Raw genomic sequence first — 14,491 nt, forward strand, 5'->3', positions numbered from 1 at the left:
TCGCCGTTCCCGGCGGCCGACCACCTAGGGTGCGGCGGGTGCTCGCCTGGCTCCTGCTCCCCGCCGTGCTCGCCACGGTCCTCGCCTGGGCCGCCGCGCGGCTGGTCCGCCGGCGCGCCCGGGGCCGCCGCGCCGGCCGGGTCGCCGCCGTCCTGGTCGCCGTCCTCGCCTGGCTGGCCGTCGCCGCGGGCGGGCTGCAGGTGTGGGCACGGGCGTCGCTGGACTCCTCCGGCATCGCCCGCGCGATCGTGTGGATGGACGCCGACGTCGACGACCGGCTCCGGTTCCCCGAGCTGCCGGTCCCGGCCGGGGACACCCCGCTGCCGCTGACCGCCGGCTCCCTGCCCGGCGGAGTCCTCGACCAGGTGACCGTCCCCGGCGGCGGCACCGAGGACCTGGCCGCGCTGCTGGACCGCACGCAGACCACGGGCTTCGTCGTGCTGCGCGGCGACGAGGTGCTGCTGGAGCGGTACGGCGCCGGCGGCTCCCGCGAGACGCCGATGACGTCGTTCTCGGTGGCCAAGTCGGTGCTGTCCACGCTGGTCGGCCTGGCGATCGACCGCGGCGCGATCGGCGGCCTGGACGACCCGGTCACCGACTACGTCCCCGAGCTGCTCGACCGCGACCCGCGCTTCGGCGCCATCACGCTGCGGCACCTGGTGACCATGTCGTCGGGCCTGTCCTACGAGGAGCAGGGCCTGCCCTGGAGCAACGACGCGCTCACCTACTACGACGTCGACCTGCGGCGGCTCGCGCTGTCGGCCGAGGTCGCGCGGGAGCCGGGGCGGGAGTGGCTGTACTGCAACTACAACCCGCTGCTGGTGGGCCTGGTGCTGGAGCGGGCCGTCGGCCGGCCGGTCGAGGAGTTCGCCGCGGAGGCGCTGTGGGGCCCGATGGGCGCGGAGGCCGACGCGAGCTGGAGCGCCGACAGCGCGGCCAGCGGGTTCCCGAAGATGGAGAGCGGGTTCAACGCCCGGGCGCTGGACTGGGCCCGGTTCGGGCTGCTGTTCGCCCGCGAGGGCCGCGCCGGCGACCGGCAGGTGGTGCCCGCCGCGTGGGTCGCCGAGGCGACCGCCCCGGACACCTCCGCCGACCCGGCCGAGCACTACCAGTACTGGTGGTGGGTCGACACCGAGCGCCAGGGGCGGTTCTACGCCCGCGGCAACAAGGGCCAGTACGTCTACGTCGACCCGGCCACCGACGTCGTCGTGGTCCGGCTCGGCCGCGAGGAGGGCGTCGAGGACTGGCCCGCGGTGCTCCGCGACGTCGCCGACAGGGTGAGCTGACTTCCGCTTCCCAGGGCCCCTCTGCAGGGTCCCGCGCCGAGCTCGCGAGGCGTGGGGGGCAGAGGGGCCCTTCGATCAGTCGCCGACGACGGCGCGGCGCAGGTCCTCGGCGTCGGCGCGCACCTGCTCGAGCACCGCGGTGATGCCGTCCTCGCGCAGCAGGCCGCCGCTGAGCCGCTCGACCGGCACCGGCACGTGCTCCGGGTCGGCGTAGCGGGCGCCGAGCTCGAACGCGACCCGCAGCAGGGTGCCCTCGGCGGAGGCGGGGTCGTCGACGGCGGCCAGCGGGGCGACCATCGCCGGCGGGAAGCCCCACTGCTCCAGCGCCACCGCGGACAGCCGCAGCGCGGAGATGCCGTACCGGCACACCTCCGCGGTCCGCCGGGCGGCGAACGGGCGCTGCGCGGCGGCCAGCTCGCGGTAGCCCTCGGGGTCGTCGGCGTGCAGCAGCGCCACGCCGACCTGGGCGAGCAGCCCGAGGCACAGCGCGTCCTGCGGCCGGCTCCCGAAGCGCGGGGCCAGCGCGGAGGCGGCCAGCGCGATGCCGGTGCTGGTCTCCCAGAACCGCTCGGGCAGCTGCGACTCGTCGTCCAGGCAGGTCAGCGCGACCGTCGCCATGGTGCGCACCGCGGTGAAGCCGACGACGGTGACGGCGAACTGCAGCGTCGTCGCCCGCCCGCTCATGCCGAAGTAGGCCGAGTTGGCCAGCTTCATCACCCGGCCGGCCAGGGCGACGTCGGCGGCGAGCACGTCGGCGAGGGTGCGGGCGCTGGCGTCCTCGGTGTTGGCGACGGCCACCACCTGCGCGGCGACCGGGCGCTGCGCGGCCATGGTGTCGATGCCGGCGAGCAGCCGGTCCAGGTCCACCGCCGGGCGGGACAGGGGCACCGCGGTCACCGGGCACCCACCCAGGTGGCGACCGCCGCGCCGTCCATCGGCTCGGCGAGGGAGAAGCCCTGCAGGTAGGTGGCCCCGAGCTGGCGCAGCGCCACCGCCTGGGCGGGGGTGGCCACGCCCTCGGCGACGGTGGACAGCCCCAGGCTGCGGGCCAGCGCGATGACGGCGCTGGCGATCTCGACGTGCCCGTCGGCGAGCTCGGCCACGAAGGACCGGTCCACCTTGAGGCAGTCGACCGGCAGGTGGCGCAGGTAGGCCAGCGACGAGTAGCCGGTGCCGAAGTCGTCGATCGCCAGCGCCACCCCGAGGTCGCGCAGCCGCTGGAGCAGCGCGCGGGCGGCGACGGGGTCGGTCATGAGCGCGGACTCGGTGATCTCGATCGACAGCCGGGCCGGGGCGACGCCGTGCCGGTCCAGGGCGGCGACCACCTCGCCGGGGAGGGCGGCGTCGAGCTGCAGCGCCGAGACGTTGACGTTGACCTGGGGCGGCGCGGCCGCGCCGAGCGCGCGGTCCCACTCGGCCACCTGGCGGCACGCCTCGTCGAGCACCAGCAGGCCCAGGGCGCCCACCAGCCCGCTCTCCTCGGCCAGCGGCACGAACGTCGCGGGGCTGATCGGGCCGCGCTCGGGGTGCACCCAGCGGGCCAGCGCCTCGACGGCGTCCAGCGAGCCGTCGGCGGCGGAGACGATGGGCTGGTAGTGCAGGCCGATCTGCCGCCGCTCGATCGCGTCGCGCAGGTCGGCGACCAGCCGCAGCTTGTCGCGGGCCTCGGCGCGGCCGGCGCGGTCCAGCACCCGAACCCGGCCCTTGCCGCCGGCCTTGGCCTGGTACATGGCGATGTCGCAGTCGCGGACCAGGTCCGCGGCGTCGGCGTGCTCGGGGGCCTGCACGGTGACGCCGACGCTGCAGTGCGGCCGGAACAGCACGCCGGCCAGGTGCACCGGCACCGCGAGCGCCGCGACGATGCGCTCGGCCAGCGCGGCGGCGTCGGCCTCGTCGACGTCCTCGCAGACGACGACGAACTCGTCCCCGCCGAAGCGGGCGACCAGGTCGCCGGGGCGGACCGTGGCGCGCAGCCGGTCGGCGACCTCCACCAGCAGCTCGTCGCCGGCCTCGTGGCCGAGCGAGTCGTTGACCACCTTGAAGTCGTCGAGGTCCAGGAACAGGCAGGCCAGGCCGCGGCCGCCGGCGGCGAACCGGCCGGTGAGGTGCTGGTCGAGCAGCGTGCGGTTGGGCAGGCCGGTCAGCGGGTCGTGCTGGGCCTGGTGGGCCAGCCGCGCCTCGAACGCCATCCGGTCGGTGACGTCCTCGACGGTGCCGAGGAAGCCCGCGCCCGCGCCCGGGGTGAACACGTGGCCGAAGCGCAGCACGGTGGTCCGCTCGGTGCCGTCGGGGCGCACCAGGCGGGCCCGCACCTCGCCGTCCCCGCCCTCGAGGACGGCGGCCACCACCTCGACGACGGCGCCGAGGTCGTCCTCGTGCACGCAGGCGGTCCACCCGGTGCCCAGCAGGACCTCGGCGGGCCGCCCGGCCAGCCGGCAGAACGCGTCGTTGACGTGCGCCAGCCGCATGCCCTGCTCGGACAGCAGCGTCGGGACCGGCGAGCGCTCGCTCAGGGTGGCGAAGCGGCGCTCGGCGGCGTCGGCGGTGGCGCGCGACACCCGGTCGGCCTCCGCGGTCCCGGGGGTGACGACCAGCGTCCACGCGTTCCCGCCCGGCGCCGGGGTCGCCCGCACCACGGCGTCGGTCAGGCCGCCGTCCGCGGTGCGGACCTGCAGGGCCAGCCGGGAGGTGTGCTCGCGGCGCAGCAGCAGCGGGAGCTCGCCGGCGGCGAGCGTGGGGACCAGGTCGGCGACCGGCCGCCCGGCGAGGTCTCCCGGGGCGGGGCCGAGCAGCCGGACGGCGCCCTCGTTGGCCCAGGTGACCCGCGGCGTGTCCCCGATGGTCTCCGCCACGAGCAGGGCGGTGCCCACGCCCCCCGCCGCGGCGGAGAAGACCGCGGCCACCACCTCCGGGGTCACGGCACCGGCCGGACCCGTGACGGGCGGGCTGGCGGGCACGGGCGTCCTCCTGGGCTGCGGCCTGCGTGGTCGGCGTCCCCGCACGGGGACACCCCCGCTGCGTCGGCACCCGCGGGGCCGGACTCCAGCCGGGGGCGCCGCCCCCTCACCCCGAGGGGTGGGTCAGGGCCGCCTGCGATCCGCGTCACGATCGGGTCCCTGGGGGCGAGGGATGCCGGGTGCGCCTGTCACCATGCAGCCCCGGGGTGGCAGAGCCCGCCTCCCCCGCAGCACCACCCAGGCCCGCCGGCAACGACGCCGGCCCGAGCTGTCGTTGGAGTGCGCGTGCTCATCGGTGTGCCCGCAGAGACCCGGCGGAACGAGACGCGGGTCGCCGCGACCCCCGCGAGCGTCGGCCGGCTGTGCGCCCTCGGCCACGAGGTCCTCGTCCAGTCCGGCGCCGGGGAGGCGGCCAGCTGCCCCGACGAGGCCTACGTCGCCGCCGGCGCGCGGATCGGGTCGGCGGCCGAGGCCTGGGGCGCCGACGTCGTCCTGCACGTCAACGCCCCGACCCTCGACGAGGTCGCCCGGCTCCGGCCGGACGCGGTGCTGGTCAGCCTGCTGGCCCCGGCGCTGGCGCCCGGGTTGCTCGACGCGCTGACCGCCCGCGGCGTCACCGCCCTCGCGATGGACGCCGTCCCCCGCATCTCCCGCGCGCAGTCGCTGGACGTGCTGTCCTCGATGGCCAACATCGCCGGCTACCGGGCCGTCGTCGAGGCCGCGCACGCCTTCGGCCGGTTCTTCACCGGGCAGGTCACCGCGGCCGGCAAGGTCCCGCCGGCCAAGGTCTTCGTCGCCGGCGCCGGCGTCGCGGGGCTGGCCGCCATCGGCGCGGCGAGCAGCCTGGGCGCGATCGTGCGGGCCACCGACGTCCGGCCCGAGGTCGCCGAGCAGGTGCGCTCGCTGGGCGGCGAGTACGTCGGCGTCCCGGCCGACGAGAGCGAGAACCGGTCCAGCGGCACGGGCTACGCGTCGGTGACCAGCGAGGACTTCAACGCCCGGGCCGCGGTCGTGTACGCCGAGCAGGCCCGCGACGTCGACGTCGTCATCACCACCGCGCTCATCCCCGGCCGCCCGGCGCCCCGGCTGCTCACCGAGGACATGGTGGCCAGCATGAAGCCCGGCTCGGTGGTCGTGGACATGGCCGCCGCGCAGGGCGGCAACGTCGCCGGCTCGGTGCCCGACGAGGTGGTGGTGACCCCGAACGGCGTCACGATCATCGGCTACACCGACCTGCCGGCCCGGCTCCCCGCGCAGTCCTCCCAGCTGTTCGCCACGAACCTGGTCAACCTGCTCACGCTGCTCACCCCCGGCAAGGACGGGCGGCTGGTCCTGGACATGGACGACGTCGTGCAGCGGGCGATGACCGTGACCCGCGACGGCGAGCTGTTGTGGCCCCCGCCGCCGGTGCAGGTCTCCGCCGCCCCGGCCGCCACCGCGCCGCCACCGGCGCCGCTGCCGCCACCGGAGAAGAAGGCGCCCACGCCCCAGCGGCGGGCCGCGCTGGTGGGCCTGGCCGCCGCGCTGCTGTTCCTGCTGGCCGCGTTCTCCCCCGACCAGCTCATCGGCAACCTGACGGTGTTCGCCCTCGCCGTCGTCGTCGGCTTCTACGTCATCGGGCACGTGCACCACGCGCTGCACACCCCGCTGATGAGCGTCACCAACGCGATCTCCGGGATCATCGTGGTCGGCGCCCTGCTGCAGCTGGGCCACGTCAGCACCGTGGTCACCGTGCTCGCGTTCCTCGCCGTCCTGCTGGCCAGCATCAACGTGTTCGGCGGCTTCGCGGTGACCCGCCGCATGCTCGGCATGTTCCGGAGGGCCTGACCGCCATGACCGCCACCAGCGCCGCGTCCGCGGCCTACATCGTCGCCGGCCTGCTGTTCGTCCTGAGCCTGGCCGGCCTGTCGAAGCACGAGACCGCCAAGGCGGGCAACGCCTACGGCATCGCCGGCATGGCCATCGCCCTGGTCGCCACGATCGGGCTGGCCTGGCGCAACGGCGACGCGCTCGCCGTCGGGCTGATCGCCGTCGCCATGGCCCTCGGCGCGGCCATCGGCCTCTGGCGGGCGCGCATCGTCGAGATGACCGGCATGCCCGAGCTCATCGCGCTGCTGCACAGCTTCGTCGGCCTCGCCGCGGTGCTCGTCGGCTGGAACGGCTACCTGTCGGTCGAGGGGGCGCCGGCCGGGGAGGCCGAGGAGCTCGGCCTGCCGGTCGGCATCCACTCCGCCGAGGTCGCGATCGGCGTCTTCATCGGCGCGGTCACCTTCACCGGCTCGATCGTCGCGTTCCTCAAGCTGTCGGCGCGGATCAAGAGCAACCCGCTGGTGCTGCCGGGCAAGAACGCGCTCAACCTGGGCGCGCTCGCGGCGTTCGCCGTCCTGACCGTCGTCTTCGTCGTCTCCCCGAGCCTGGGCGTGCTGGCCGGGCTGACCGTGCTGGCGCTGGCGCTGGGCTGGCACCTGGTCGCCTCGATCGGCGGCGGCGACATGCCGGTCGTCGTCTCGATGCTCAACAGCTACTCCGGCTGGGCGGCCGCGGCGTCGGGCTTCCTGCTCGACAACGACCTGCTGATCATCACCGGCGCGCTGGTCGGCTCCTCGGGTGCCTACCTCTCCTACATCATGTGCCAGGCGATGAACCGCTCCTTCATCTCCGTCATCGCCGGCGGCTTCGGCAACGAGGGCAGCACCACCGGGACCGGCGCGGTCGAGGGCGAGCACACCGAGACCACCGCCGAGGAGGTCGCGCAGCTGCTGCGCGACGCCGACAGCGTCGTCATCACCCCCGGCTACGGCATGGCGGTCGCGCACGCGCAGAACGCCGTCGCCGACCTCACCCGGACCCTGTCGGACAAGGGCGTGCCGGTGCGCTTCGGCATCCACCCGGTCGCCGGGCGGCTGCCCGGGCACATGAACGTGCTGCTCGCCGAGGCGAAGGTGCCCTACGACGTCGTCCTGGAGATGGACGAGATCAACGACGACTTCCCGAAGACGTCGGTCGTGCTGGTCATCGGTGCCAACGACACGGTGAACCCGGCCGCGGCCGAGGACCCGGGCTCCCCCATCGCCGGCATGCCGGTGCTGCACGTGTGGGAGGCCGAGCACGTCGTCGTGTTCAAGCGGTCGATGAGCACCGGCTACGCCGGCGTCCAGAACCCGCTGTTCTTCCGCGAGAACACCCGGATGCTGTTCGGCGACGCGCGCGAGCGGGTCGAGGACATCCTGCGGGCGCTGTGAGCGGGGTGCTCGTCAGCCCCGCCTGGCTGATCGGTGGGCTGCGCAACGTGCCGGGTTTCCTGGCCACCGACGGGCGGGGGCTGGCCTTCGTCAGCGACACCCCGGTGTTCGACGTGCCGCTGGGCGCGGTCACCGACGTGTCCTGGCCGTGGTGGTGGTTCGGCGGCGGGCTGAAGCTGACGGCGGCCGGGCAGCGGTGGAAGGTCACCTTCGTCCGGCCCAACGGCATGCCGCCGCCGCAGCCGTCGATGCTGGCGTCGTCGGTGGGCGCCGTCGGGGTGCTCACCGGGACGCTGCCGCCGCACGCCCTCGCCGACCTCGACGCGCTGCGCGGGCTGGCCGACGTCCGCGACGGCCGCGCGGCGGGGCGGCGCTGGCGCGAGGTGCTGCCGGGCTGAGTTGCGGCGTGGTCGGCACGGGCGCGACGGTGGACGCCGTGGACCCCTTCCGCCTCGGCATGCCGAAGATCCCCGGCCTCACGGAGCTGCTGACGCTCCTGCAGACGCAGACCGAGGCACTGGCCCAGCTGCCGCGCACGCTGACCGACCTCAACGCCGCCGTCCGGGAGCTCATCGCCGCGACCTCGACGGCGACGTCGGCCATCGCGTCGGCGCAGCGCACCGCCGAGCGGCTGGAGGGGCTGGTCGGCGAGCTGGAGGAGCCGGTGCGGGCGCTCAAGCCGGGGCTGGAGCGGGTCGGGCGGGTGCTCGACGACCCCGCGGTGGAGGCGGTGCCGGACATCATCCGCACCATCGACGAGGACCTGATGCCGATGATCGCGACGCTGCGTCAGGCCCAGTCGCGGGTCGCCGGGGTCACCGGCCTGCTGCGCCGCCGTAGCCGCCCCGACGACCGCCCCGACGACCGCCCCGACGACGCGGACGCGGCGGGCTGACGGTCGCCGCGGCCGCCGTCCAGTGCGGCGGGCGCCCGAGGACGGCGGGCAGCCGGGTGCCGGCGTCGCCGCGGGCGGCGGCCACCTGCGGGCGGGTGAGGAACAGCGCGCCGGTGAGGTCGGCGCCGCGCAGGTCCGCCGCGCGCAGGTCCGCGCCGAGCAGGTCGGTGCCGGTGAGGTCGGCGCCGCGCAGGTCCGCGCCGATCAGGTAGGCGCCGCGCAGGCTCACCCGGCGCAGGTCGGTCCGGCGCAGGTCGGCGCCGACCAGGTCGGCGTTGCGCCGGTCCCGCCCACCGGCGCGGACGGCCGCGCTGACCCGGCCCAGCAGCTCCCCCGCCGGCCCGCGGACCGCTCCGGCGTCGACCGCTGCCAGATCGGCCGGGAAGCCCGCGGCCAGCCGCTCCGTGCGGTCGAGGGCGCTCGTGACCTCGTCGTGCAGGCCGGCCGGCAGCGGCAGCGCGGCGGCCTCGGTCAGGTACCAGAGCAGCTCGTGCAGCTGCCGCAGGACGGGGAACGCCGCCGCGACACCGGGGTCGGCGGCCGGGTCCTCGACCGCCGCGGCCTGCACCAGCCGCTGGCCGGCGCCGAAGCAGTCGAAGACCGTGCAGCCGGGGAAGCCGCGCTGCCGCAGGTCGGCGTGGATGCCGCAGCGGGCGTCGGCGGTGAGGTGGACGCAGGCCCGGCCGGCCGGCTTGTCGATCGCGAAGTCGGCCGAGGCGGCGAAGGCGGGCAGCACGCAGCACAGCCCGGCGCAGGACGAGCAGTCGGCGGCCAGGTCCCGCCGCCGATCGGCGGGGGCAGCCGCCGGCGGGGCGGGAGGGGTCACCGGCCGAGGGTATGTCGCGGGCATGGACGTGTTGAGCAGCCGCGTGCTCCTGCGGCCCACCGACCCCGCGCGCTCGCAGGCGTTCTACCGCGACGTCCTCGGGCTGGCCGTGTACCGCGAGTTCGGGCCGCCGGAGCACCGCGGGGTGGTGTTCTTCCTCGGGAACGGCCTGCTCGAGGTGTCCGGCCGCGCCGACGAGCGCCCGCGCGGGCTGGCGCTGTGGGTGCAGGTGCGCGACCTGGCCGCCGAGGCGGCGCGGCTGGCCGCGGCCGGCGTCCCGGTCGTCGCGGAGCCCGGGCGCATGCCGTGGGGCCTGCTGGAGGCGACGGTCGAGGACCCCGACGGCGTGGCGATCGTGCTCGTCGAGGTCCCCGCCGACCACCCGCTCCGGGTGGACGTCCGCCCGCCCGGTTAGTCGGTGCCGGACTCCATCGCGGCGCGGTCGAGCAGCTCGTCGTCGGCCGGGGCGGTGCGGCCGGCGATCGCCCGGGCGCCGCCCTCGGTCATCCGGTCGATCAGCCCGGTGGAAGCCGCCTGCGCGGCGCCGATGACGGCCGGCTCGGCCCCGCCGCCGACCATGCCGAGGCGCGCGTACTGCTCGAGCTTGGCGCGGGAGTCGGCGATGTCGAGGTTGCGCATGGTCAGCTGGCCGATCCGGTCCGTGGGCCCGAAGGCGGGGTCCTCGGTGCGCTCCATCGACAGCTTGTCCGGGTGGTAGCTGAACGCCGGGCCGGTGGTGTCGACGACCGACCAGTCCTCCCCGCGCCGCAGCCGCAGCGTGACCTCGCCGGTGACGGCCATGCCGACCCACCGCTGCAGCGACTCCCGCAGCATGAGCGCCTGGGGGTCCAGCCACCGGCCCTCGTACATGAGCCGGCCCAGCCGCCGGCCCTCGGTGTGGTAGGTGGCGAGGGTGTCCTCGTTGTGGATGGCGTTGACCAGCCGCTCGTAGGCGGCGTGCAGCAGCGCCATGCCCGGCGCCTCGTAGATGCCGCGGCTCTTGGCCTCGATGACCCGGTTCTCGATCTGGTCGGACATGCCGAGGCCGTGCCGGCCGCCGATCGCGTTGACCTCGAGCACCAGGTCGACGGCGGAGGCGTACTCCTTGCCGTTGACCGAGACCGGCCGCCCGTTGGCGAAGCCGATCGTCACGTCCTCGGGCTCGATCTCGACCGCGGGATCCCAGAACCGGACGCCCATGATCGGCTCGACGATCTCGATGCTGGCGTCGAGGTGCTCCAGCCGCTTGGCCTCGTGGGTGGCGCCCCAGATGTTGGCGTCGGTGGAGTAGGCCTTCTCCGCGCTGTCCCGGTAGGGCAGGCCGTGCGCGGTCAGCCACTCCGACATCTCCTTGCGGCCGCCGAGCTCCTCGACGAACCGGGCGTCCAGCCACGGCTTGTAGATCCGCAGCGACGGGTTGGCCAGCAGGCCGTACCGGTAGAACCGCTCGATGTCGTTGCCCTTGAACGTCGAGCCGTCGCCCCAGATCTGGACGTCGTCCTCGAGCATGGCGCGCACCAGCAGCGTGCCGGTGACCGCGCGGCCCAGCGGGGTGGTGTTGAAGTAGCTGCGCCCGCCGGAGCGGATGTGGAACGCGCCGCAGGTCAGGGCCGCCAGGCCCTCCTCGACCAGCGCCTCCCGGCAGTCGACCAGCCGGGCGATCTCCGCGCCGTAGGCGGTGGCCCGGCCGGGCACCGAGGCGATGTCGGGCTCGTCGTACTGCCCGATGTTCGCGGTGTAGGTGCAGGGGACCGCGCCCCGGTCGCGCATCCAGGCGACCGCCACGGAGGTGTCGAGACCACCGGAGAAGGCGATCCCGACGCGTTCGCCGACGGGCAGGGACGTGAGCACCTTGGACACGAGAGAGATTATGCACGACCACGCATGACCATTCACGGGCGGGGGTCGGGGCGCCCGGGCCCGTGGGGCAGGATCGCACGAGTGCCGGACCTCTCCCTCGGCGACGACCTGCGCGCTCTCGTCGACGCCTCCCCCTCCCCGTTCCACGCCGTGGCCGAGCTCACCCGCCGGCTGACCGCCGCCGGGTTCACCGAGCTGGCCGAGGCCGACGCGTGGCGGCTCGCCCCCGGCGGGGCGCACTTCGTGGTGCGGCAGGGCAGCCTCGTCGCGTTCCGGCTGGGCAGCGCCCCGCTCGCCGACGCCGGGATGCGGCTGGTCGGCGCGCACACCGACTCCCCCACCTTCCGGGTCCGGCCGCGGTCCGACGTCCGGCAGGCCGGCTACCGGCTGGTCGGCGTCGAGCCCTACGGCGGCGGGCTCTGGCACACCTGGCTGGACCGGGAACTGACCGTCGCCGGGCGGGTGGCGCTGCGCGGCGGCCGGACCGCGCTGGTCCGGCTCGACGGCGCGCCGCTGCGGCTGCCGTCGCTGGCCATCCACCTCGACCGCGGCGTCCGCGAGGGGCTCACCCTCGACCCGCAGCGGCACCTGGTCCCGGTCTGGTCGCGGGACCTGGACACCGAGCCGGGGCTGACCGAGGCGCTCGCCGCGGCCGCCGGGGTGGCGCCGGGCGACGTCGTCGGGCACGACCTGGTGCTGGCCGACACCCAGCCCGCGGCCCCCGCCGGCGCCGACGGCACGTGGGTCGCCGCGCCGCGGCTGGACAACCTGGCCAGCTGCCACGCCGGCGTGACGGCGCTGGCCGGCGCGGCGCCCGGCGCGCGCACCCAGGTGCTGGTCGCCAACGACCACGAGGAGGTGGGCAGCGGCTCGATGTCCGGGGCGCGCGGCAGCTTCCTCGAGGACGTCGTCCGCCGGCTGGTGGCCGTCACCGACCCCGGGGACGCGCAGGCGCTGCCCCGGGCGCTCGCGCGGTCCCGGCTGGTCTCGGCGGACATGGCGCACGCCGTCCACCCGACCCGGTACGACCGGCACGAGCCCGCGCACACCCCGCAGCTGGGCGGCGGCCCGGTGCTCAAGGTCAACGCCAACCAGGCCTACGCCACCGACGCGGCCGGCGGCGGCTGGTTCGCGGAGCGGTGCGCCGGGGCGGGCGTGCCGGTGCAGTACTTCGTGTCCCGCGCCGACCTGCCCTGCGGCTCGACGATCGGCCCGCTGACCGCCACCCGGCTGGGCGTTGCGACCGTCGACGTCGGCGCGCCGGTGCTGGCCATGCACTCCTGCCGCGAGCTCGCCTCGGCGCTCGACGTCCCGTCGATGGTGGCCGCGCTGACCGCCTGCTACGAGGACTGAGCGGGCGGCGGTTCCTGTCCGCCGGGCGGCCGGTCGGCCGGGGAGCGGCGGAGGACGTCGGCGAGGGACTCCTCCAGCCGCGCCCAGGTGCCGCTCCACTCGACGAGCGGCTCGAGGATCCGCTCGAAGACCGCGAGCTGCTCGTCGAAGGCCTGCAGCTGCCCCATCAGGCCCTCGACGAGCTGGCGCTGCGCCCGCACCGACGACGCGATCGACCGCACCTGCGCCGCCGACATCGCCCCGGGCGGCGAGGGCAGCCGCGGCAGGGAGAACCCGGACGGGACGGCGCCGGCGGCCAGCCGGGTGGCCCGGTCGGTGAAGCCGCGCAGCTGCGCCACGAACTCCTCGACCGACCGCGCCACCAGCCCGCCGTCGCGGGGCCTGTCCTCGGACTCGCTCACGCGCACCTCCCCCGGCTCTCCCCGCCCGGTCGGCGGGACCCGGCCCAGTCTCGCGGCTGCGGACCTCAGCCGCCGGTCAGCGCGCGCAGCGTCTCGGCGTTGCGGACGGCGTGGCCGTACCCGTCGTTGTTGAAGTACGCGTAGACGTCGCGGCCCTGCCCCGCCCACTCGCCGATCCGGTCGGCCCACCAGCGCAGGTCGGCGTCGGGGTAGGAGCCGGCGTACAGGTGGGCGGCGTCGGGCCCGTGCAGCCGGACGTAGACGAACGGCGCCGTCGCGCGCAGCACGCACGGCAGGCCGGCGCCGCTCATCACGCAGTAGGCGGCGCCGTGCCGCTCGAGCAGCGCGAACACGCCGTCGTCGTGCCAGCTGGGGTGCCGGAACTCCACGGCCACCCGCACCCAGTCGGGCAGCAGGCCGAGGAAGTGGTCGAGCCGGGCGTCGTCGCGGGCGGCGGCCGGGTGCAGCTGGACCAGCAGCACCGCCCGCCGGGGCCCCAGCTCGTGCCAGGCCGCGGTCATCCGCTCGACCCACGCCTCGGGGGCGTACAGCCGCTTGGCGTGGGTCAGCCCGCGCGGGGCCTTGACCGACAGCTGGAAGCCCTCGGGCAGCCGCTGCCGCCACCCGGCGAAGGTCGCGGTGCGCGGCCAGCGGTAGAAGCTCGCGTTGAGCTCGACGGTGCCGAACCGGCGGACGTAGTGGGCCAGCCGGTCCCGGGACGGCGTCCCCGGCGGGTAGAGGACGCCCTCCCAGTGGTCGTAGCTCCAGCCCGACGTGCCGACGTGGACGGCCACCGGGGACCCCGCGGGGTCAGGCCGCCCGGCGCAGGCCGGCCAGCCGGGTGGCGGCGGCGAGCACCCGCCCGTACGAACCCGGCGCCAGCCGCACCAGGACGTCGGGGACGACGGCGCTGGCGCCGATGAGCAGCCGCGGCCGGCGCCGCTCCACCGCCTCGACGATCCGCTGCGCGGCGCGGTCGGCCGGGTAGCGCAGCAGCCTGGCGAACTCGCGCTTGCCCCGCTCGGCCTCCGCGGGGTCGGCGCCGCTCGCCACCCGGGCGGTCTCGGCGATCCGGGTGGCGATGCCGCCGGGGTGCACGCTGGTCACGCCGACGCCGTCCTCGGCCAGCTCGTGCCGCAGCGCCTCGGTGAACCCGCGGACGGCGAACTTGCTCGACGCGTACGCCGCCTGCCCGGCCGGCGCCATGAGCCCGAAGAGACTGGAGACGTTGACCAGGTGCGACCCGGGGTTCCCCTTCAGCGTGGGCAGCAGCGCGTGGGTGAGCCGGACGGCGGCACGGAAGTTGACGTCCATGACCCACTCGAACTCCTCGAGGGTCACCTGGTCGAACCGCCCGCCCAGCGCGACGCCGGCGTTGTTGACCAGCAGCGTCGTCGCCGGGTGACCTGCGACGACCCGGTCGGCGGCCTCGCGCAGCTGCCCGGCGTCGGCGAGGTCGGCGACGACGGTGACCACCGACCGGCCCGGGGAGGCCGCGCGAACCGCCGCCGCGACGCCCTCGAGGCGCTCGGCGTCGCGGTCGAGCAGCACGAGGTCCGTGCCGCGGGCGGCCAGCCGCGGGGCGAGCGCGGCGCCGATGCCGCTGGCCGCCCCGGTGACGACGGCGGTACCGGTGAAGGCGTAGGGGCGCACGCGGCGACCGTATCCGGC

The 14,491-nt window shown here is 76.0% G+C and carries 14 protein-coding genes; 7 read left to right on the forward strand and 7 right to left on the reverse strand.

Annotation, left to right across the window (positions count from 1 at the left end; all coding sequences use genetic code 11):
• Nucleotides 1-38 precede the first annotated feature (38 nt).
• The gene (locus ACI79B_RS12615; RefSeq protein WP_456927928.1) at nt 39-1,286 is read left to right on the forward strand and encodes a serine hydrolase domain-containing protein; all 1,248 of its coding nucleotides are present in this window, start codon (nt 39-41) and stop codon (nt 1,284-1,286) included.
• Nucleotides 1,287-1,361: 75 nt separating this feature from the next.
• Here ACI79B_RS12615 and ACI79B_RS12620 read toward each other — a convergent pair whose 3' ends face one another.
• Complete coding sequence (locus ACI79B_RS12620; RefSeq protein ID WP_456927929.1) at nt 1,362-2,183, reverse strand: HDOD domain-containing protein; 822 nt, start codon at nt 2,181-2,183, stop codon at nt 1,362-1,364.
• On the reverse strand, nt 2,180-4,243 hold the full coding sequence (locus tag ACI79B_RS12625) for a putative bifunctional diguanylate cyclase/phosphodiesterase (RefSeq protein WP_456927930.1): 2,064 nt from the start codon (nt 4,241-4,243) through the stop codon (nt 2,180-2,182). Before ACI79B_RS12625 ends, ACI79B_RS12620 begins: the two co-directional genes overlap by 4 nt.
• 285 nt (nt 4,244-4,528) lie before the next feature.
• Between ACI79B_RS12625 and ACI79B_RS12630 the strand changes: the two genes are divergently transcribed.
• From ACI79B_RS12630 to ACI79B_RS12645, 4 genes are read left to right on the forward strand one after another with little or no spacing between them, the layout of a single operon-like run.
• Nucleotides 4,529-6,070 carry a Re/Si-specific NAD(P)(+) transhydrogenase subunit alpha gene (locus ACI79B_RS12630; protein ID WP_456927931.1) on the forward strand — a complete coding sequence of 514 codons (1,542 nt, stop codon included), beginning with the start codon at nt 4,529-4,531 and terminating at the stop codon, nt 6,068-6,070.
• A gap of 5 nt (nt 6,071-6,075) precedes the next feature.
• On the forward strand, nt 6,076-7,485 hold the full coding sequence (gene pntB / locus ACI79B_RS12635) for a Re/Si-specific NAD(P)(+) transhydrogenase subunit beta (protein WP_456927932.1): 1,410 nt from the start codon (nt 6,076-6,078) through the stop codon (nt 7,483-7,485).
• Entirely contained in the window at nt 7,482-7,883 is a 402-nt protein-coding gene (locus ACI79B_RS12640) for a hypothetical protein (protein WP_456927933.1), read from the forward strand. The genes pntB and ACI79B_RS12640 overlap by 4 nt, the downstream gene beginning before the upstream one ends.
• Before the next feature lie 38 nt (nt 7,884-7,921).
• Nucleotides 7,922-8,380, forward strand: coding sequence for a hypothetical protein (locus ACI79B_RS12645; RefSeq protein WP_456927934.1), 459 nt, complete (start codon nt 7,922-7,924; stop codon nt 8,378-8,380).
• On the opposite strand, the gene ACI79B_RS12650 is transcribed toward ACI79B_RS12645, so the two are convergent.
• Nucleotides 8,301-9,206: a pentapeptide repeat-containing protein gene (locus ACI79B_RS12650; RefSeq protein ID WP_456927935.1), complete on the reverse strand. Its 906-nt coding sequence runs from the start codon at nt 9,204-9,206 to the stop codon at nt 8,301-8,303. The two genes, ACI79B_RS12645 and ACI79B_RS12650, sit on opposite strands and share 80 nt — an antisense overlap.
• Before the next feature lie 22 nt (nt 9,207-9,228).
• Here ACI79B_RS12650 and ACI79B_RS12655 point away from each other — a divergent pair, with 22 nt between their 5' ends.
• Nucleotides 9,229-9,621 (forward strand): VOC family protein, encoded by a 393-nt coding sequence (locus ACI79B_RS12655; RefSeq protein ID WP_456927936.1) that lies wholly within the window; start codon nt 9,229-9,231, stop codon nt 9,619-9,621.
• Here the strand turns inward: ACI79B_RS12655 and argG are convergent.
• A complete protein-coding gene (argG, locus tag ACI79B_RS12660) occupies nt 9,618-11,066 on the reverse strand; it encodes an argininosuccinate synthase (RefSeq protein ID WP_456927937.1) in 1,449 nt (482 codons plus the stop codon). The genes ACI79B_RS12655 and argG overlap by 4 nt on opposite strands.
• 81 nt (nt 11,067-11,147) lie before the next feature.
• Between argG and ACI79B_RS12665 the strand changes: the two genes are divergently transcribed.
• The gene (locus ACI79B_RS12665) at nt 11,148-12,419 is read left to right on the forward strand and encodes a M18 family aminopeptidase (RefSeq protein WP_456927938.1); all 1,272 of its coding nucleotides are present in this window, start codon (nt 11,148-11,150) and stop codon (nt 12,417-12,419) included.
• Here the strand turns inward: ACI79B_RS12665 and ACI79B_RS12670 are convergent.
• The 3 genes from ACI79B_RS12670 to ACI79B_RS12680 all read right to left on the reverse strand — a co-directional run bounded on the left by ACI79B_RS12670 (nt 12,407) and on the right by ACI79B_RS12680 (nt 14,473).
• On the reverse strand, nt 12,407-12,820 hold the full coding sequence (locus ACI79B_RS12670; RefSeq protein ID WP_456927939.1) for a hypothetical protein: 414 nt from the start codon (nt 12,818-12,820) through the stop codon (nt 12,407-12,409). The genes ACI79B_RS12665 and ACI79B_RS12670 overlap by 13 nt on opposite strands.
• A 65-nt stretch (nt 12,821-12,885) precedes the next feature.
• On the reverse strand, nt 12,886-13,614 hold the full coding sequence (locus ACI79B_RS12675) for a DUF72 domain-containing protein (protein ID WP_456927940.1): 729 nt from the start codon (nt 13,612-13,614) through the stop codon (nt 12,886-12,888).
• 16 nt (nt 13,615-13,630) lie between these two features.
• The gene (locus tag ACI79B_RS12680) at nt 13,631-14,473 is read right to left on the reverse strand and encodes an SDR family NAD(P)-dependent oxidoreductase (RefSeq protein ID WP_456927941.1); all 843 of its coding nucleotides are present in this window, start codon (nt 14,471-14,473) and stop codon (nt 13,631-13,633) included.
• Nucleotides 14,474-14,491 lie beyond the last annotated feature (18 nt).

This window comes from Geodermatophilus sp. SYSU D00879, from assembly GCF_054050375.1.